The 19,723-nt window shown below is 63.0% G+C and carries 18 protein-coding genes; 10 read left to right on the forward strand and 8 right to left on the reverse strand.

Translation table 11 applies throughout. The features are described 5' to 3' along the window. Positions 1–3: 3 nt before the first annotated feature. Positions 4–1,008, reverse strand: a complete 1,005-nt coding sequence (locus tag M9924_18520) for an ATP-binding protein (protein ID MCO5066385.1) — start codon at positions 1,006–1,008, stop codon at positions 4–6. A gap of 44 nt (positions 1,009–1,052) precedes the next feature. Between M9924_18520 and M9924_18525 the strand changes: the two genes are divergently transcribed. From M9924_18525 to M9924_18545, 5 genes are all read left to right on the forward strand, one after another. Continuing rightward, on the forward strand, positions 1,053–2,345 hold the full coding sequence (locus tag M9924_18525) for an NAD(P)/FAD-dependent oxidoreductase (protein MCO5066386.1): 1,293 nt from the start codon (positions 1,053–1,055) through the stop codon (positions 2,343–2,345). 32 nt (positions 2,346–2,377) lie between these two features. Next, positions 2,378–2,581 carry a DUF2892 domain-containing protein gene (locus M9924_18530; GenBank protein MCO5066387.1) on the forward strand — a complete coding sequence of 68 codons (204 nt, stop codon included), beginning with the start codon at positions 2,378–2,380 and terminating at the stop codon, positions 2,579–2,581. A 59-nt stretch (positions 2,582–2,640) separates the two neighbouring features. Further along, the gene (locus M9924_18535; GenBank protein ID MCO5066388.1) at positions 2,641–3,651 is read left to right on the forward strand and encodes an efflux RND transporter periplasmic adaptor subunit; all 1,011 of its coding nucleotides are present in this window, start codon (positions 2,641–2,643) and stop codon (positions 3,649–3,651) included. Then, positions 3,648–6,920, forward strand: coding sequence for an efflux RND transporter permease subunit (locus M9924_18540; protein ID MCO5066389.1), 3,273 nt, complete (start codon positions 3,648–3,650; stop codon positions 6,918–6,920). The genes M9924_18535 and M9924_18540 overlap by 4 nt, the downstream gene beginning before the upstream one ends. A gap of 203 nt (positions 6,921–7,123) precedes the next feature. Further along, positions 7,124–8,476: a ferric reductase-like transmembrane domain-containing protein gene (locus M9924_18545; protein MCO5066390.1), complete on the forward strand. Its 1,353-nt coding sequence runs from the start codon at positions 7,124–7,126 to the stop codon at positions 8,474–8,476. 414 nt (positions 8,477–8,890) lie between these two features. On the opposite strand, the gene M9924_18550 is transcribed toward M9924_18545, so the two are convergent. Together M9924_18550 and M9924_18555 are read right to left on the reverse strand one after the other, a co-directional pair. Next, positions 8,891–10,243: an ATP-binding protein gene (locus M9924_18550; protein MCO5066391.1), complete on the reverse strand. Its 1,353-nt coding sequence runs from the start codon at positions 10,241–10,243 to the stop codon at positions 8,891–8,893. After that, positions 10,240–10,899: a response regulator transcription factor gene (locus M9924_18555; GenBank protein ID MCO5066392.1), complete on the reverse strand. Its 660-nt coding sequence runs from the start codon at positions 10,897–10,899 to the stop codon at positions 10,240–10,242. Before M9924_18555 ends, M9924_18550 begins: the two co-directional genes overlap by 4 nt. A 143-nt stretch (positions 10,900–11,042) precedes the next feature. Here M9924_18555 and M9924_18560 point away from each other — a divergent pair, with 143 nt between their 5' ends. The 5 genes from M9924_18560 to M9924_18580 all read left to right on the forward strand — a co-directional run bounded on the left by M9924_18560 (position 11,043) and on the right by M9924_18580 (position 15,597). After that, positions 11,043–11,360, forward strand: a complete 318-nt coding sequence (locus M9924_18560; protein MCO5066393.1) for a PepSY domain-containing protein — start codon at positions 11,043–11,045, stop codon at positions 11,358–11,360. A 199-nt stretch (positions 11,361–11,559) separates the two neighbouring features. Continuing rightward, complete coding sequence (locus tag M9924_18565) at positions 11,560–11,928, forward strand: hypothetical protein (GenBank protein MCO5066394.1); 369 nt, start codon at positions 11,560–11,562, stop codon at positions 11,926–11,928. Positions 11,929–11,968: 40 nt separating this feature from the next. Further along, positions 11,969–12,439, forward strand: a complete 471-nt coding sequence (locus M9924_18570) for a DUF2271 domain-containing protein (protein MCO5066395.1) — start codon at positions 11,969–11,971, stop codon at positions 12,437–12,439. Positions 12,440–12,452: 13 nt separating this feature from the next. Continuing rightward, positions 12,453–14,660, forward strand: a complete 2,208-nt coding sequence (locus M9924_18575; GenBank protein MCO5066396.1) for a PepSY domain-containing protein — start codon at positions 12,453–12,455, stop codon at positions 14,658–14,660. Continuing rightward, entirely contained in the window at positions 14,641–15,597 is a 957-nt protein-coding gene (locus M9924_18580) for an FAD:protein FMN transferase (protein ID MCO5066397.1), read from the forward strand. Before M9924_18575 ends, M9924_18580 begins: the two co-directional genes overlap by 20 nt. A 223-nt stretch (positions 15,598–15,820) precedes the next feature. On the opposite strand, the gene M9924_18585 is transcribed toward M9924_18580, so the two are convergent. The 5 genes from M9924_18585 to narI all read right to left on the reverse strand — a co-directional run bounded on the left by M9924_18585 (position 15,821) and on the right by narI (position 19,720). Beyond that, entirely contained in the window at positions 15,821–16,483 is a 663-nt protein-coding gene (locus tag M9924_18585; protein ID MCO5066398.1) for a DUF2478 domain-containing protein, read from the reverse strand. Positions 16,484–16,488: 5 nt separating this feature from the next. Then, the gene (locus M9924_18590) at positions 16,489–17,694 is read right to left on the reverse strand and encodes a molybdopterin molybdotransferase MoeA (protein MCO5066399.1); all 1,206 of its coding nucleotides are present in this window, start codon (positions 17,692–17,694) and stop codon (positions 16,489–16,491) included. Between the two features lie 47 nt (positions 17,695–17,741). Beyond that, on the reverse strand, positions 17,742–18,026 hold the full coding sequence (locus M9924_18595; protein MCO5066400.1) for a hypothetical protein: 285 nt from the start codon (positions 18,024–18,026) through the stop codon (positions 17,742–17,744). 9 nt (positions 18,027–18,035) lie between these two features. Then, positions 18,036–18,827, reverse strand: a complete 792-nt coding sequence (locus M9924_18600) for a peptidylprolyl isomerase (protein MCO5066401.1) — start codon at positions 18,825–18,827, stop codon at positions 18,036–18,038. Positions 18,828–18,934: 107 nt separating this feature from the next. After that, positions 18,935–19,720 carry a respiratory nitrate reductase subunit gamma gene (gene narI / locus M9924_18605; protein MCO5066402.1) on the reverse strand — a complete coding sequence of 262 codons (786 nt, stop codon included), beginning with the start codon at positions 19,718–19,720 and terminating at the stop codon, positions 18,935–18,937. Positions 19,721–19,723 lie beyond the last annotated feature (3 nt).

Raw genomic sequence — 19,723 nt, forward strand, 5'->3', positions numbered from 1 at the left:
GCGTTAAGGCTTTGGCACCTCTAAAAAGGCCAATCGCATCCGGTGACGCTCGTCAATTCGCGACAAGAGGTCGTCGGTAGTAATAGAACCTCTCTCGTCGAGGATCGCGGTTTTCACTGCATCATCGGCCGCCCTGACGAGCTCCGCCTGGCTCAGATCGACGGCCGCCTTGACGATTTTAGTCCATGCGAGGCGCGCGCCCTTGATCGGGCGCAAATTCCGCAGAAGGATTTCTTTGATATCTTCCGGCGTGGCTGGCCGGAATTCCAGCACCTGATCGTAACGACGCAGCAGGGCGCGGTCGAGCAACCCGGGATGGTTCGTTGCGCAGATGATGAGACTGTCGGTCGGTGCATCCTCTTCCATGAACTGTAAGAACGAATTCAACACACGTCGCATCTCAGCGACATCGTTCACTGCTGTGCGGTGCGCACCCAGCGCATCGAACTCATCGAACAGATAAACGCCACGGTGTTTGAAAGATTGCTGGAATACGAGCCGCAGCTTCGCAGCTGTATCCCCCATATATCGCGATATCAGCTGCTCGAGGCGAATGACGAATAGAGGTAGACTAAGTTCACCCGCGGTTGCCTCAGCCGACATCGTCTTTCCCGAACCCGGGGGGCCAACAAAGAGTAGTCGCCTGCTGGGCTTCTTGCCATGTTCACGCAGCCAATCACGCTTGCGTTGCTGGCGCACGACATCCGCCATGATCTTCACAATGGCAGGGTCAAGAACAACGTCTTTAAGCTTGAGATGTGGCTGGCGATATTCAAGCAGGCCCTCTAGTTCGCCCCTAGGAGCGCCGATCGCAATCGGCTCAACACCGGGCCGGTGTTGCCGCGAACCGCGCGCCTTATCAATTTCGGCTCGCATGTCGTTGGCCATCGTCCGATGGCCTTGGCGAGCCTCGGCCGCAGCGACCTGCAAGGCAATGGAATAGAAGAGCTCGTCGTCCCCTTCAGAACGGCTCTTCAGCATTGCCAGAATTTGCTTCGCGTTGGACAAGGAACCCCCACTATCCGCTTATTCTATATTAACGGCAAACGCTCGTGTCGTACATCGTCATACTGGGTGCCGGTCTTGGCGGCACAATCATGGCCTATGAGGTGAAGGAGAAGATGCGACCCGAAGACCGGCTGACGGTCGTCAACCAGAGAAGCGCCTATTCCTTCCTTCCTTCCAATCCGTGGATCGCCGTCGGATGGCGCAAACGTGAGGACATCACGGTTGACCTCGCACCGGTGCTGGCCCGGCGCGATATCGCGTTACGGCCGGAAGGTGCCCGGCGTGTTCATCCGAAGGAGAACCGGATCGAGCTCAATGACAGCTCCTTCCTCGACTATGAATACCTCATCATTGCAACAGGCCCTGATCTGGCGTTCGACGAGATTCCTGGCTTGGGGCCGAGTGCGTTCACGCAGTCCATCTGCCAACTTGACCACGCGGAACAGACCAGGGTCGCCGTCGACGCATTTTTGAAGGCCCCGGGACCGATCGTCGTCGGCGCTGCGCAGGGCGCTTCGTGCTTCGGGCCGGCTCATGAATTCGCCTTCATTCTCGACACGACGCTCAGGGCCGCGCGCAAGCGCGACCAGGTGCCGATGACCTTCATCACGCCCGAACCTTACATCGGCCATCTTGGATTGGACGGTGTCGGCGACACAAAGGGCCTGATGGAGAGCGCCATGCGCGAGCGCCACATCAAGTGGATCACCAGTGCCCGGGTGACGAAGGTCGTACCCGGCCGCATGTCGGTCGAGGAGGTCGCCGTAGACGGCGCCGTCAAGGCGACCCACCACCTGCCCTTCGCCTTCTCGATGGTGCTACCGGCCTTCCGTGGCGTGGCGGCCGTCCGCGGCATTGAGGGATTGACCAATCCGCGCGGCTTCCTGCTGATCGATAAATACCAGCGCAACCCCTCCTTCCCGAATGTCTTCGCCATCGGCGTCTGTGTCGCCATTCCGCCGGTCGGCAAGACGCCGCTGGCGGTCGGCGTGCCCAAGACGGGCTTCATGATCGAATCCATGGTGACGGCCACCGCCGCCAATATCGCCTCCTTGCTGCGCGGTGAAGAACCGCGTGCGGTCGCCACCTGGAATGCGGTCTGCCTCGCGGATTTCGGTGACGAAGGCATCGCCTTCATCGCGCAGCCGCAGATTCCGCCGCGCAACGTCAACTGGTCTCCTCAGGGCAAGTGGGTCCACGCGGCCAAGGTGGGCTTCGAAAAATACTTCCTGCACAAGGTGAGGCAGGGCCGGAGCGAGACGTTCTACGAAAACCTGACGCTGGATCTGCTCGGCATCGGGAAACTCAAGGATATCCATATCGAGCCGGCCGAATGATCGCGCTGAGCGTAACCGACAAGGAGAAGAAAATGACCATTGATCGTGCCGTTATGATGTTCGCGGGGTCCGTCGTGCTGGTGTCGCTGGCACTCGGCTTCTTCGTGTCGCCGTGGTGGTATCTTCTGACGGCTTTTGCAGGCCTCAACATGATGCAGGCGTCGATAACGGGCTTCTGTCCCGCAGCGATCGTCTTCAAGCGGCTGGGCTGCAAGTCGGGCGTCGCCTTCAAGTAAGCGGAATCGTCTTCGCGCCCCAGACGCGAGGACGACCGCATCCGGTGCCAGGATCCTCCATGTCGAAGCTCAAACCCATCCTAGCGGCCGCGTTCTTGTTCGCCGTGGCACTCGACCTCCGACCGGCTGTCGCCGAGGAGTTCGTCGTCAAAGCGGCGACGATCCCCGAAATGAAGGCCGTCTTCGGCGAAGTCGAGAGCCGCACGGTTGTGCCTGCACGCGCCCGTATCAGCGGTACTTTTCGCGAAATCCGCGTCAGCGAGGGCAGCGAGGTAACGGAAGGCGACATTATCGGCGTGGTGGTCGACGACAAGATCGCGCTTCAGCTCACGGCCGCCGATGCCAAGATCAACGCCCTGAGATCACAACTGGAAAATGCCCGCACGGAAGTCGAGCGCGCCCAGCAGCTCGTGTCGCAGGGCGTCGGTACGCAAAGCCGGCTGGACGCCGCCAGGACGGCCTACGAGGTCGCGACCAACCAAGTGGCGGCAGCCGAGGCCGACAAGGCGGTGATCGAGCAGAGCGCGCGCGAAGGCGATGTGCTTGCGCCGGCCACCGGCCGTGTGCTGACCGTGCCTGTCACCCCCGGTTCAGTCATTCTGGCCGGGGAGGCGGTCTCACGCATCGCGACCGGACCCTACTACCTGCGGTTGTCGTTGCCGGAACGTCATGCGACGGAAATCGTCGAAGGCGCCGCAGTCGAGGTCGGCGCGCGCGGACGAACGCAGTCGCCGGACAAGCCGGTGGCCATGCGCAAGGGAAGGATCGTCAAGGTCTATCCCGAGATAGCCGACGGTCGCGTCATCGCCGATGTCGATGTCGCTGACATCGGCAACTATTTCGTCAACGAGCGGACGCTGGTGTTGATCCCGGTCGGAACGCGCACGGTGCTTGCCGTGCCGCCGGCGGCTGTGACGACGCTGCATGGCATCGATTATGTGCGGGTTGTGACTGCCGATGGCGAAATGGACGTGACGGTCATCCCCGGCGAAAACTTCAAGGATGATGGCCAGGAACGGATCGAGATCCTGACCGGGCTCCATGACGGCGACCGGATCGTGCTGCCATGAAACCCTCCCTTCCCGGCCTCGGCATTGCCGGCGGCCTGACGCGCGCATTCATCGGATCGCCGCTGACGCCGCTTTTCCTGCTGGCTGCGTTGGCGCTTGGGCTGATCGCGCTGGTCACGCTGCCGCGCGAGGAGGAACCGCAGATTTCCGTGCCGATGGTGGACATCCATGTTAGCGCTAACGGCCTCAAGGCGGAGGATGCCGTCAAGCTCGTCACCGAGCCGCTGGAAACAATCGTCAAGAGTATCGACGGCGTCGAGCACGTCTATTCGCAGACCGAGGACGACGGCACGCTGGTCACGGCGCGCTTCGAGGTCGGCACCGATACCGACACGGCCGTGCTCAGGGTTCATGAGAAGGTCCGCGCCAACATGGACCGCATCCCGGTCGGCGTCCCCGAGCCGCTGATCGTCGGGCGCGGCATCGATGACGTGGCGATCGTCGTCGTCACCTTGCGGCCGATCCCGGGAGCGTCGTCGCGCTGGACGGCGAACGGGCTGACCCGACTGGCCCGCGAGCTCCAGGTCGAAGTGTCGAAGTTGGCGGATGTCGGCCTGACCTACATCGTGGGCGAGCAGCCGGAAGCGATCCAGGTCGAGCCCGATCCCGAAAAGCTCTCGCTCTACGGCATCACGCTGCAGCAGCTCGCCGCCAAGGTCGAGGGCGCCAACCGCTCGTTCCGCGTCGGCACGGTGCGCGAGGACGGTGGCCAGCGAGCCATCGTCGCCGGCCAGACGCTGCAGGAATTGCCTCAGATCGGCAATCTCCTCCTGACCGCGCGAGACGGGCGACCCGTCTATGTCCGCGACGTGGCCAGAGTGGTGCTGGCGACGGAGCCGGCCGAGAACCACGTCACCGACATCCGCAAGACGGATGCCGGGCCGGAGCGCGCGCCAGCCGTCTCGCTGGCCATTGCCAAGCGCCCTGGCACCAACGCCGTGATCATCGCCGACGAAATCGTGAACCGCCTGGAACAAACGCGCGGCCAGGTTTTTCCCAAGGATGTGGAGATGACGGTCACGCGAGACTATGGTGAGACCGCGAACGAGAAGGCCAACGAGCTTCTATTCCATCTCGGTCTGGCGACGGTTTCCATCGTCGTGCTGGTCGCCATCGCCATCGGCTGGCGCGAGGCGTTGGTTGTGGCCGTGGTCATCCCCACCACCATCCTGCTCACCCTCTTTGCATCCTGGATCATGGGCTACACGCTCAACCGCGTCAGCCTGTTCGCGCTCATCTTCTCCATCGGCATCCTGGTCGACGACGCCATCGTGGTGATCGAAAACATCGCCCGCCACTGGGCGATGGACGATGGCCGCCCGCACGCCCAAGCTGCCATCGACGCGGTCGCCGAGGTAGGCAATCCCACCATCATCGCCACGCTGACGGTGGTGGCCGCACTCCTGCCCATGCTGTTCGTGTCGGGGATGATGGGACCCTATATGAGCCCTATCCCGGCCAACGCGTCCGCCGCTATGCTGTTTTCCTTCTTCGTTGCCGTCATCCTGACGCCGTGGCTGATGATCAGGATCGGGAGAAGGGATGCCTCAGCTGCCCACGGCCATGACGGAGCCGAAGGTGGACGGCTCGGTCGGATCTATGTCGCGGTCGCCCGGCCGATCCTGAAGACCCAGGCGCGTGCCTGGGCTTTCCTTCTGATCGTTGGTATCGCCACCCTCGCCTCGCTCGGGTTGATCTACACCAAGCACGTGACGGTGAAGCTGCTGCCCTTCGACAACAAGAGCAGCCTGCAAATCGTGCTCGACCTGCCCAAGGGGTCGTCCGTCGAAGACACTGACCACGCGCTGCAGCAGATGGTCGATAGGCTGGCAGCTGTGCCGGAGATCATCTCGTTCCAGACCTATGCGGGCACCGGCTCGCCCTTCGATTTCAATGGGCTGGTGCGGCACCAGTACATGCGTTCGCAGCCGCAGCAGGGCGACATCGCCATAAATCTCCTGGCCAAGGGCGATCGGAAGCGGGAGAGTCACGCCATCGCGCTCGACATGCGCGAGCGCCTCAACAGCCTCGGTTTTCCAGCAGGCTCAGTGGTCAAGGTGGTGGAGCCGCCGCCCGGCCCGCCGGTATTGGGCACGCTGCTCGCCGAGATCTACGGTCCCGACGCCGAAACGCGGCGTGCAGTTGCGGGCAAGGTCCGCGAGGCGTTCGAGAGTGTGCCCTTCATCGTCGATGTCGACGACAGCTATCACAACCAGCCCGAGCGCGTGCGAGTCTCGATCGATCAGGACAATGTCGAATATTACAAGGTCGAGCAGTCGGACGTCTACGACGCGCTGAACGCGCTCTATAGCGGCACGACGGTCGGCTATTCGCATCGCGGCGGCGGACGCCAGCCGATCCCGATCCGCATTGCCCTGCCGAAGGGGCAATCCGTCATGGACGAGCGGGCGCTGGCGACACCCGTGCCGGCTAATGCGCTGCCGGGCGGCCGCGACGTGGTCGAGCTCGGCGACGTCGTTTCCGTCACCCGCGAGCCGGCATCATGGCCAATCTTCCGACACAATGGTCGTCCCGCCGAAATGGTCATGGCCGAACTTGCCGGCGCGTACGAAGCGCCGATCTACGGCATGCTCGCCGTCGACGATGCCATAGCCAAGGCCGACTGGAGCAGCCTGCCCAAACCGGCTATCGCGCTGCACGGCCAGCCGGACGACGAATCGCATCCAACGCTGCTGTGGGACGGCGAGTGGGAGGTGACATGGGTGACCTTCCGCGATATGGGTGCGGCCTTCATGGTGGCGATCCTCGGCATCTACATCCTTGTCGTCGCGCAGTTCGGTTCGTTCCGAGTACCGCTCGTCATCCTGACGCCGATCCCGCTCACCTTCATCGGCATCATGATCGGCCACTGGGCGTTCGCTGCTCCCTTCTCGGCCACCTCCATGATCGGCTTCATCGCACTCGCGGGCATCATCGTGCGCAACTCGATCCTGCTGGTCGACTTCATCCGTCATGCCCGCCGGCCCGGTCAGCCGTTGCTCGAAATCCTGCTGGAGGCCGGCGCCATCCGTTTCAAGCCGATCCTGCTGACAGCGATCGCGGCCATGATCGGTGCGGCGGTCATCTTGACCGATCCGATCTTCCAGGGCCTGGCGATCTCGCTTCTGTTCGGGCTGGCATCGTCAACCGCCCTCACCGTCCTCGTCATTCCCGCAATCTACGTCGCGCTGAGAGGCGGGCACTACGTCGAGTCCGAGACGGCGAGCTCGGATATTCCGCCCGTGAACCCGGATATTGAGAAGACCTGATCGATACGTGAAGTTCGGACGCCGAGGATGAGCCCTGGCGAAGCGCTCATCCAGATCACTTGTCCGCCCAATTCTCGAAATAGACCGCAGCGTAAAAGCAAATTGTGCCGCAGCCACGCATGACGGTGCTTGATCGATATCAATGACAGGCGCGGTGCGACGCAACAATAATCTCTAACTATCCGACACAGACGTTGAGCGCAATGCGACACATCAAAATTGCGTTCTGGGGCCTTCTGGCGTTGCTGAGCATTCTGTGGCTGGCAGCCGAACCTTCGGTTTTCCAGACGGAGAGTTTCATGGCATTGCGCGGCGCGATGGTCCAGTACAGCGGCGTCATCGCCATGGGCGCAATGAGCGTGGCGATGGTTCTGGCGCTACGGCCGCGCTGGCCTGAGCGATGGTTCGGCGGGTTGGACAAGATGTACCGCCTGCACAAGTGGCTTGGCATCGCAGCCTTGGGTGTCTCCGTGGTTCATTGGCTTTGGAGCCAAGGGCCGAAATGGGCAGTGGGCTGGGGCTGGCTTGAGCGTCCGGTGCGCGGCGAAAGGCCGGCGATCGTAAACCCGGTCGAAGCATTCCTCATGAATTTACGCGGTTCTGCGGAAGGGGTAGGCGAATGGGCGTTCTATGCCGCGGTGCTGCTGATCGCATTGGCGCTCATCAAGTATTTCCCATACCGGCTCTTCTACAAGACCCATCGCCTGCTCGCCATTGCCTATCTGGTGCTGGCGTTCCATTCGCCTGTGCTGACCGAGTTCCGCTATTGGACCTCACCGCTTGGCATGGTGATGTTGCTGCTGCTGGGCGCAGGAACCTATGCCGCAGGGATAGTACTGCTGCGCCGCGTCGGTATTGACCGTCAGGTTCAAGGCAGGGTCGCCTCGCTCCATTATTACCCCGGCGTGCGGGCGCTCGAGACTGAGATCGAGGTGCCGCAGGGCTGGCCCGGCCACCGACCGGGGCAGTTTGCTTTCGCGTCATCGGACAGTTCCGAAGGCGCACATCCCTACACCATCGCTTCGGGTTGGAATGACAAGGATCGTCGGATCACCTTCGTCACCAAGGAATTGGGCGATCATACCAACCGGCTGCGCGAGAAGCTGCATGTTGGACAGAATGTGAAAATAGAAGGGCCATATGGCTGCTTCGACTTCAACAACGGCCAACCGCGGCAGATCTGGATCGGTGGCGGCATTGGCATCACACCGTTCATTGCCGGCATGAAGCACATCGCGATGGAGCGGCAGGCAAATCCGGATCAGCCATTGCCGATGATCGACCTGTTTCATACGACCGCCGAGTACGACGAGACAGCCATCGCCAAATTGAAGGCAGATGCCGGGGCCGCGAACATCCGCCTGCATGTCCTTATCGACGCCCGCGATGGGCTCCTGACTGGCGAACGCATCCGTGCGCAGGTGCCGCAATGGCGTGAGGCCAGTATATGGTTTTGCGGTCCTCTGGGTTTTGGCGAGGCGCTACGGAGGGATTTTGCAGCACAAGGGCTGCCTGTAGGCGAGCGGTTTCATCAGGAGCTTTTTGCGATGCGATGAAGGTCCCAGCGCTACTCACACCTTGCCGCTAAGCCAAATGCGCTATCGTTACTTCGGTACGCCATGACTTGGTGCCAGAATAGAGATAGATTAGAGTATTCTAGATATTTGTCGTCGTAAGCCTCTTGTCGACCGCCTCCAATCCTCCAAACGCCACCAGAGTCGGGCAGCGACTTACGGAATCAAGCTAGAATGGTGCCCGGAAATTGGAGGCACAGAGATGAACTCAAGGACGGCGAGTTGCTGGTCCGGGTGAAGGCCAGCGGCACAGCCCTCGCCTGTGGAACGCGGGTTCGTCTCTCGGGGACTTTCGTACGCTTGCCGGCGCCCAAAACTCTTCGCGAAAGCTGACATTCCGCCGGCGAGGTTTGGCGCCATAACGCCAGGTGACTGAAATTTGGGCCGGCTTCGGAGTCATGCTTTCGGTTCAACGTCTTTCGCGGTTGCGAGCTTGACGCTGGCTTCGAAACCCGATTGCGTGCCGGGCCTCGGCGACCTGAGCGCAAGCAAGCTGCCCATGCGGTCGGCAATCGTCGAAACGATCGACAAGCCGATTCCACTGCCTGCAGTCGAGGTTCCGGCCCGCTCGAAACGGTCCACCAGTTTCGTCAGCATCTCGGGCGGTACAACGGGGCCGTCATTTGACACTGTCAGCAGTCCATCGGGGTCAAGGGTCACTTCGACTGGCGATGCCTGGCTACCGTAGTGCAACGCATTCTCGACGAGGTTGCGGCACAGGATCCCGGTGGCATTGGGATCGATGTCGGACATCACGGCAGTTTCGGGCATGTGCAGGAATATCCTGTCCTGCGGCACGCTCCTTCGCATATCGTCGACTACAGCGCGCACGGCCGCGCGCAAGTCCGACACCTGGTCCAAGCGAAGCCGGCCGCCTTCTGCCCGGGCGAATTGCATGAGCCGCTCGGCGCGCGCCGTCAGCCGCTTGAGGGTCACCTCAATGTCGGCTCCACGCTGCGCGGTATGCGGCTCGGCGGTCTCCTTCTGGATGCGCTGGGCCTGGGCGATCGCGCCAGCGAGCGGAGTCCTGAGTTCGTGGGCGGTGTTGGCGGCGAGGCTGCGTTCCGCTTCGAAGGCGGTCCTGAGCCTTGCGAACAGAGCGTTCAAGGTAACGGCCAGCGGAGTGACCTCGCTGGGCAGGTCGTTGGCGGTGACGGCACCAAGATCCTTCTCGCTTCGGGTTTCGAGCTGCTCCCGGAACGCCCGCAGCGGTCTCGTGCTCCTGCGCGCCGTAAGCACGACGGCGACAAAGGCTGCCGGGATTACCAGAAGAATCGGCAGGCCAAGACCCATCTGGACATCCCTCGCTACATTGGCCCGGTGGGCGAACGGCTCCGCCACCGTGATGCGGATCGTTCCCTGCAGGGCCTCCTCGCTGTACAGGCGGTGCGTCGCGGTCCGGCCGAAACCGGGTCCACCGTAAGGCGGGAAGACGGATAGATCGGCGACGTGGGACTGGAGCAGTATCTGGCCCTTGTCGTCGCGGACCACGTAGGTCAAAAGTTCGTTGTGGCTGCGGATTGCCCCAAGACGCTGGCTGGCGACGTCCCCGTCCTCGCGACCGACGATGTCCTGGACCGCGAGTGGAAGCAGCCGTTGCGCCGTCTCCTGGAGGGACGAATCGAAGACCTCCGCGATTTCGTGCCGCAGCAGGAGCGCGGTCGCCCATGCCGCCCCGATCCAGATCACGAGCAGCACCGTCCCGAGCGACAGAAGGAGCCTGCCCTGGAGGCTTCTGGGGCGCCTCATGGCTGGGCCAGCCGGTAGCCGAGGCCTCGTTCGGTCTCGATCAGGTCAGCGCCAAGCTTCTTGCGTAGCCTGCTGACGTGAACCTCGATCGTATTGCTCTCCACCTCGGCATCGAAGTCGTAAAGCTTTTCCTCGAGCTGCGCCTTGGAGAGCAACTGGCCCGGCCGGGCCAGGAACGCCTCCAGCAACGCCCATTCGCGAGCCGTGAGCTGCACCGGCTTGCCGTCCCGGCGAACGTTCCGGCGGGCGATGTCGATGTCGAGCGAACCATGCCGGATGATGGGGTTGGGATTTCCTGAATATCGGCGCGCGACCGAGCCGATGCGCGCCGACAGCTCGTCGAGGTCGAACGGCTTGACCAGGTAGTCGTCTGCCCCGGCGGTCAGCCCTTCGATCCGGTCCAACACCTGATCGAGCGCCGTCAGGATGATAACAGGCGTAACATCTCCTGCAGCGCGCAAGGCACGCAGGAACACGATACCCCTGCCGTCGGGCAGCATCAGGTCGAGCAGGATCAGGTCGTAGGCTGCACTCGCCATAGCGTCACCAGCCGCGTCGATCCGCATGACCCAGTCGACCGAGTGGCCATCGCCGACGATCTGGTCGCGAACGGCCGCGCCCAGCACGCTGTCGTCTTCTATTAGCAGGATTCGCATTATCGTTCGCCTTCCCCGCCCCAGTCCTCCTTGACAGATATTCCTTACGCCGCGCTGAAGTGGATCGCGCACGAGCTTAAGGATGCCGTCAGCTTGGTCCTTCAAGCTTGTCGCAAAATCCGGATGGAATGGAGTCTTGGCTCATGCGGCTCGCTCTGACAATTCTCGCATGTGTCGCGGTGCTGCCTGTAGGACAGGCGCTCGCCGACGACGAATGCTTCGTGCCGATGGCGGACTGGAAGCCGAGGGAGACCATTGTCACCCTCGCTGCCCAGAATGGCTGGACGGTGCGTCGCATCAAGATCGACGACGGCTGCTACGAGATCGACGGCACCGACGCTGAGGGCCAACGAATCGAGGTGACCGTCCATCCGTCGACCCTGGAAATTCTCGAAATCGAACACAGGAACAGCGACGGCCATCGGCGCCGCGACGGAGAAGGCCGCCATGACGATCAATGACCCGGGCCGCAAGGGCTTCGCGCCCTCCGCGACATCGCCTGAGGGTGGATATCGAGGCAGCAGAGGATCAATCCGGCCCCGTCGTTTCGGCGGGGCCTTTCGATTCCTGACGGCAAGCTGAACCAGAAAATCGAATCCCGTCAGGGTGGCATCAGGCAGGAGCCACAGAACTGCGTCAGCAGAGAAAGGAGAACCTGCCATGAAGAAGACATTTGCAATCCTGTTTGCCTCTACAGCGTTGACCGCCGGTATTGGCCTCCCCGCGTGGAGTGCGATGCATGGCGCCGTCCAGCTCGAAGGCTCCCGTGACGCGCCCGTGGCTGCCTCCAGGGACGCAGGAGCGTCCCCGATACTGGTCAGCGACGACGACGGTGGTGACCGGGATCATAGGCGCAAGATGCGGCGTGGCGACGGTGACGACCACGATGATGATGACGACGAGGACGAGGATGACGACGACGATTCCTATGGCCGCAATGCTTCTCCCGCGGCTCCGGCAGGAAGCGTGGCTCCTCCCAACAACGGCCTCTTCGGCGGCGGCACGGCGCCAAAGGTCCAGGTGAACTGAGCCGATGTCCAACTCCACAACAGATCATAGGAATTGTATGATGAGAACCATCTTGGCCGCCCTCGCGCTGACCACGGCACTGACGCTTCCCGGCATCGCCATGGCGCGGCCGGTGACCTTGACCACGACATTGAAGGATTATGGCGGCGACGGGGCTTATCTCGCTATCTACGTCACCGACCCGAAGGGGGCCTATGCCGGCAGCCTCTGGATGGCCGGAACCAAGTCCAAGTACTATGAGCACCTGTCCGACTGGTACCGTGCGACTGGCGGCAACGCGGCCGAGATCGACGGCATCACCGGGGCGAGCGTAGGCGCTGGTCGCCAGTTGGAGATCACCCTCGACCTTGCCGACACGCTCTTCGACGCGGGCTATACCATCCACGTCGACGCAGCCGTCGAGGACATGCGCGACAGCCCCAACGAGGTCGCAGTGCCGCTGACCACGCAGGGGGCGGGGCAGTCGGTTCAGGGCCGCCGCTACATTGCGAACTTCAGTTACGGCATGTGAGGGGGCAGGAGCCATGATCCGTGCCTTCCACCGCTGGCCGGGTCTCCTGGCTCTGGCCCTCGTGACGCTCCTCGCCGCCAGCGGCGCGGTGCTGTCCGTCTTCCCGATGGCGGAACGGATCACCGCGCCGCAGGCGGAACGGGTGATGAGCATTGCGGACCTCGCCACTCGGATTCAGTCCGTCTATCCCGGGGTCGAGCAGGTCAAGCGCTCGCCTTCCGGCCGCATCACCGCCTATTGGTTCGACGGCGACGCGCCGGGTTCGGCCGTCATCGACCCGGCGACAGGAACCGGCGTGGCTTCAGCAGATCCCAACCAGGTCGAGCGCTGGCTGACCAACCTTCACCGCTCGCTGTTCCTCGACGATGCTGGTCGCGTGGTCATGGCGGCGGGAGCGGTAGCCATGCTCATCCTCGCCCTCTCCGGCGCCATGCTGGTTGCACGGCGCGCGGGCGGATGGAGCCACTGGTTCGCTCCTCTGCGGGGCCCTCTGTCGGGGCGCATCCATGTCTCGCTCGCGCGGGGCGCTGTTTTCGGACTTGCCCTGTCGTCGGCGACGGCCCTCTGGATGACGGCCTCGACCTTCGGATTCCTTCCCGACAAGGCGATCGTTCCAGAGCCGCCTTCGACGGTCAGCAACGCGACCGGCGCTCCGCTGGCATCGATGCCGCTGCTCGCCACGACGCCTGTTTCAAGCCTGCGCGAGCTGAGCTTTCCCTATCCGGGCGACGCGACCGACGTCTTTACGCTCAAGACTGATGGCGGGACCGGCTATCTCGACCAGGGAACCGGGGCAACGCTCGGTTGGTCAGACCTGAGTGGCTGGGAGCGCGTCTCCGAGACCATTTATATGCTCCACACCGGACAGGGCGCCTCGCTTCTCGGCCTGTTGCTCGGGCTCACGTCGCTCGCCGTCCCGGTGATGGGCGTTACGGGGGCGCTTATCTGGCTGGCGGGTCGCACCGGCCACCCAAGAATCCGCAACAACGTCACGCCGGGCCGCGCGGAGACGGTAATCCTGGTCGGGAGCGAGGGCGGCAGCACCTGGGGTTTTGCTGCGACCTTGCACTCGGCGCTGACCCGTGCCGGGCAGCGCGTCCACATCGCGCCGATGTCGGCCTTCGATCCCGCCCGTTTTTCCGGCGCGCGCCGCTACGTCGTGCTTGCCGCCACCTACGGCGACGGTGACGCGCCCGCTTCGGCGAAAGGATTCCTGGATCGCCTGGCCCGGCTCCCCGCCGCGCCGGATGCGCCATTGGCGGTACTGGGCTTCGGCGACCGGAGCTTTCCTGGCTTCTGCGCCTACGCCGAGGCGGTCGCCGTCGCGGCGGAGGACAAGGGCTGGCCACTTCTCCTGCCCTTCGACACGGTGGACCGTCAGTCGCCGCAGGAGTTCGCGCGCTGGGGCCAAGCGCTTGGTGAAGCGCTTGTCATCGACCTGGAACTTAACCATCAACCTGTCCATCCCAAGACCGAGGCGCTCACGCTTGTCTCACGTCGCGACTACGGCCAGGAGGTCCAGGCTCCGACGGCGATCCTGCGCTTCGCCCTGCCGCGCCTGTCTATATGGCATCGGCTGACAGGACGGGGATTCGCCCGTTTCCAGGCAGGGGACCTGCTCGGCATCGTACCGGAGGGATCGCCTGTGCCGCGCCTCTATTCGCTTGCCTCGGGCAGCCGGGACGGCTTCGTGGAGATCGTAGTGCGCAAGCACGTCGGCGGCCTCTGCTCAGGTGCGCTCATGGCGCTCGAGCCCGGCGAAACGGTCGCCGCCTTCATCCGCCGCAATCCAACGTTCCACTCGGGCCGTGGCCGCGTTCCCCTGATCCTCATCGGGGCAGGAACGGGAATAGGACCGCTCGCCGGCTTTATCCGCGCCAACGCATCCCGGCGGCCGATCCACCTGTTCTTCGGCATGCGTCATCCGGGCAGCGACTTTTTCTACCGCGAAGAACTGGATGCCTGGGCAGCCGAGGGCAGGCTCTCCGGCCTGTCCACAGCGGTGTCTCGCGGGGCACGGCCACGCTACGTCCAGGACGCGCTCAGCGCCAACCATCTCGACCTCGTCCGCGCGATAAGAGAAGGGGCGCGGGTCATGGTCTGCGGTGGGCGGCAGATGGCGGCCGGTGTCACCGAAGCGATGACGCAGATGCTCGAACCACTCGGCATGTCGCCGGCAATGCTGAAGGCAGAGGGGCGCTATGTCGAAGACGTATACTGATATCATGCGCCAGGCCCTCAACGGCCCCACGATGGGCACGCGCTGGTCCGTGCTCTTCTACGCCCCTTCCGACTTCGACGCGAGTGCTGTTCAGGTGGCGCTGCAGGCGGCGGTGGACGAGGTGGACGCGCAGATGTCGACGTGGAAGCCCGACAGCGACCTGATGCGTCTCAACCATGCGCCGGTCGGAGAGTGGGTTCCGGTTCCGGATCTTCTCCTCTATGTGCTCCGGCTAGGGCTTATGATCGGCCGGGCGTCCGGCGGCGCGTTCGACATCGGCATGGGGGACGCGGTGACCGCGTGGGGCTTCGGCTCCGCGGAGGCCAGTTCGGACCAAATCCGCAGCGCATTGCAGGCACGGCGCACGCCTGCCTACGACGCGCTTGAGTTTGATGGAAACAGTGTTCGCAAGCGCGTGCCGGTTGCGCTTGACCTGAACGGCATCGCCAAGGGATATGGAGTGGACCGCCTTGCCGAGGTCCTCAGCGAATTTGGCATCTGCGACGGGCTGGTCGGCATCGACGGCGAGATGCGCGCATTAGGCGTGAGGCCCGACGGCGAGGCCTGGACGGTCGCAGTGGAGCAGCCTGACCTGGAACGGCGCGCGCCGCATTCGATCCTGTCCCTGCAGGACTGTGCCGTCGCCACGTCCGGCGACTACCGCCACTGCGTCGAAGTGCAGGGCCGGCATCTCTCCCACACCATCGATCCCGCCCGCGGCGCTCCTCTTATCGAACCCCCGGCCTCGGTCACAGTGCTCGCGCCCACATGTGCCGAGGCCGACGCCTGGGCGACCGCGCTCATGGTACTGGGCGCAGACAAGGGCAGAGAGCTTGCCCGCCGGCTGGAGTTGGATGTCCTGTTCTTGCTTCGCGGTGAAGTGGATGGCATCCAGTCCTGCCGGATCGGGCGCGTGTTCTGGGCAAGATCGCCATAGCTGAATTTTCAGCGAAATTTCTTTCGCAAAAGTCAGGGTTTGGCGATTGATGTTTGCGACAAATCAACCTCTGTGCTTTCGCAGCGCTTCTACCGCTTCGGCACTCATAGGGACCACCGATCTCAGGCTGGTGACGATCCGCGCGATAATGTCAGTTCGCGGCCCACTTCTCCAAGCATCGCTCTTATAAAAAACGCTTTGCGAGGTTTCTTCGCTTCTGGGTTCACGCGATTCTCCCAGTCCCCTCAGTCTCCGGCACGAGAGGCCAGACCAGACGCTCCGCAATTGAGCACCGATCGGTCACGAACTGGGATAGCTCGACTTCCCGCGCGAACCCAGCCGAAAACTCCCGGAAAGGCACGAGATTGATGAGGGGAACGCCAATCAGAATAGGAATAGAAAGCTCAAGCGCCTTCGCAATCAGTGTTCTGAAACCGCCACCTTCGACCTCGGTCTTGCCGAATTTGCACAGGACAAGGAGATCGGTTCGGCTGGACAATCCAGTCTGCGCTGTTTGGCACGCGTACAGCAGCCGATCGGTATTCAGGACGCAGCCGCGAGCGTGGGGACCACGATCATCGGATATTGCATAGAGCTCTCCGGTCGCTAGATCTCGCAGGTACATGTCGCATTTCACGCGATGAGGGTTCGGGCGGCTGTGTTGAACCAATCCGCCCAATCGCAGTCCCTTGTCGGCCAGGGCCGCGGTGATCTCCTGTAGGAAGGTCTCGAATTGTGGACCATCGGAGTAGACAATCGCAGTGATGGGGCTGATTGAATCGGCGGTCTGCATGTCGGAATTCCTTTGCGCAAGCAATTGCAGAAGACCGCTGCGCGGCGAATGAGCGTGCTGTTGGCGAGCAATCTGCTTTTGGTCGTCGGCCATTCCGCTTATCTCCCGAAGCGTGGTTGGTCGAAGGGCAGCACTTCCAGGCAGGCGCCAGCCTCGATGGGCGTCGCGCCACTGGGCATGATGGCAACTGCGTCGGCGGACACTATCGGCGTCATTCGGTGCGAGCCGTCCCGTCCGGCGCGGCTCGCGACGAGTCGGCCGGACTTGACGCTCAGGCGGACCGGCAGAAGTTCCGTGCGATCCGGCTTGCGGGCGCATGTGAAGCCCATCTCGGCCGTGATTCTTTCAGCCGGAGACTGACCAAGCAGCGCTCTTACCATCGGGCGCACGAATGCGAGTGCGCCGAAGGCAGCAGCCTGCGGATTGCCGGGCAGTCCGATGAAATGCGCATTCCCGACCTTGCCGAAGGCCAGCGGCTTGCCAGGCTTCATCGCTACCTTGACAAAGTCGAGCCGACCGCCGGCGCGCGCGATGGCATCGCGCACGTGATCCTCGTCTCCAACCGACATGCCGGCCGTGGTGATCACGAGATCGACTGATCCCGCCTGGATCTGGAGCGCATCGGCGATGGCAGCCACGTCATCGCGCACAGTCAGCGACGTGACATGTGAATTTGGCGTGGCCAGCAGCGCGGCAAGCATGGGCCCGTTGGAGTCGTATATGGCGCCGGGCTGAAGCGGCTTGCCGCCACCGCGAAGCTCGGAACCCGTCGCCAGGACCGCGATCCGCAAGGGACGAGCGACAGAAACCATTTCGACGCCGAGACCTGCGAGAAGCGCGATTTCAGGCCAGCCAACGACGACACCTGCCTGAAGGACGGCTGTTCCTGGCGCAACATCCTCGCCCGCTTTTCGAATGTACGTTCCCGCTTCGATGTCGAGTCCGAACTGTACGAGACCACCTCTATGCGTCACGTGCTCCTGCATGACGACTGTATCGGCGCCACTCGGCAGCGCGGCGCCCGTCATGATGCGATGGGCTGTGCCCGGAGCCAATACGCCCGGCGGATCTCCGGCGCTTGTGCGGCCTGCCACTGGAAGGATCAATGGCACGTCGTTCCTGTCGGACAGGCAAACGGCATATCCGTCCATTGCCGCCTGATCGAATGGCGGGAGACCATGTGGGGCCTCGATTGTCGTGGCCAGGACGCGCCCGGCAGCGCGAGCCAGCGGCACGTCTTGCGACCGATTGAGCGGCTGGACGACTGTGGTGGCGTAGTGCCGGGCGGTATCGAAGGACACCATTTCCACGCCTCGACCAAAGCAGCTCCTGCGTAAGGCGGCGTGCATCGTCAAATCTCCCTCGCCGGCGGCAGAGCCTTTTCCAGAATCGCGCGGACAGCCGCTAGGCCCGGGTCGTCGGCTCGATTCATTATCCCGATGAGCTGCGTCCAAAGATCGTCGGACGCTGTCTCCATGAAATTGCGCACGGTTGAACTGACGATCTCAGCTGGCTGGCGACCGGATTGGCTGGCTGCAGCAGCCAAGCGCGCCAGCAAGGCCGGCTCCTCAAAAGCTTCTACAAGGCCTATGGCGACTTTCGGATCGTCCAGCGAAGCAATGAGGTTTCCGAGCATCGCATTCCCTCACTGCACCAGCGGCGAGGAGGAGCCCTCGATCACGATCCCCGTGATATCTGCCTGACCGACAAGAAGGGAGACATATTGCGCGGCGGCTTGCCGTTGGACATGCTCGACCAGATAGGAGGCGATGCGCTCTCGAACGGCCTCGAATGGCAGCTGGCTGCCATCGATCCGCCGCTTCAGGTGGATGAGGTGGACGCCGTAGCGCGTCTCCACCGGCGCGGAGATATCGCCGGGGGTAAGCTCGATGAGAGCGGCCTCGAACTCCGGTGTCGTGTCGCCCGGCCCGATCTGGCCAAGACTGCCGCCAAGAGCGCCGGATGGACAATCCGAACAGTCGCGCGCCAGTGCCGCGAAGCGCTCCGGCGCCGCCGCCAAGATAGCTCTCAGCGATGCTGCTCTTTCCCGGGCTGCTGCGAAAGCGCCTTTATCATCGCTGCGTGCGCCGATCAGGATGTGATCGGCTTCGAAGAGCGATGGCGTCACGAAGCGGCGACGGTTGTTCTCGTAGAAACGGCGGAGCGTCTCTTCGTCCGCCGCCGGGACGCGGATCTCACGTTCGATGAGGTCTCGCACCTGCGCGTCTTCCATCGTCTCCCGGCGCCCGTCCTCATCGGTTCTCTGCTCTGCGCAAATACCTTGGCGTCGCGCTTCCTGGAGGAGCAATTCGCGAATGACCAGCGCACGGGTCGCCGTCCTCCAGCCCTCACCGGGATTGCGGGCCGGAAAGTTCTGCACTTCGGCGGCGATCGCCTTGCGCGATATCGTTACGCCATTGACGGTTACAGGCGACATCGCCACGCGCTCGCTCGATGGCTTCGTGTCGGGTGTCGCGGGCCGATGTTCGTGCGGATGTTCGAGGGATGGGTCACGACCTGTCGCGTGATTGATGATGAGCGCCGTCATGATTTGCTCCGCAGGCTGGCAGATGGATTTGCAACAGTAGGCCGGCCAGGCGCATGAAACCTGATAGCTGGACCAGGCGGTGACGGTCGGCGGCCCGCGAAGCGCGTACGCACGACCTGATAGCCAGGGCGGCCGAGATACCAGACTGGCGCGCTCCAGGCATGGACCAGCCTTGTGAACGGGAAGACCAGGAAGATGGTCATTCCCAGGAAGAGGTGGGCTTTGAAGACCGGATGAACGTCTGCGACGTAGTTGGCTGCGGAAGGCTGCAAGGTGAGGATGCCCTGTGCCCAGTTCATGAACTTCACCATCTCATGGCCGTCCATATGGCCGAGCGAGACGAAGATGGTGGATAGGCCGAGCGTGAGCTGAAGCCAGAGCAGCAGCAGGATGGCGATGTCGCCGAAACTGGAGGTGTTCCGGATCCTTGCGTCGAACAGCCGGCGGTGGGCGAGAAGCGAGATTCCGACGAAACAGGCAATCCCGGCGATGCCCCCGACAACGATCGCAAGACCTTGCTTGAAGCTGTGCGAGATCCCGAGAGCGTCGAATATCCAGATCGGCGTCAGCAGTCCGACGAAGTGTCCGCCGAAGATCGCCAGGATGCCGACATGGAACAGATTGGAGCCCCAACGAAGCTGGCGCCGCCGCAGAAGCTGGGACGAACCCGTCTTCCATGTGTATTGCTCCCGGTCGAAGCGGACGAGGCTTCCAAGCAGAAATACAGTCAGGCAGACATAGGGATACCAGCCAAAGAATGCATAGTTGATCGTGCTGGGCATTGC

It is taken from the genome of Rhizobiaceae bacterium (assembly GCA_023953835.1).
Taxonomy (GTDB): domain Bacteria; phylum Pseudomonadota; class Alphaproteobacteria; order Rhizobiales; family Rhizobiaceae; genus Mesorhizobium_G.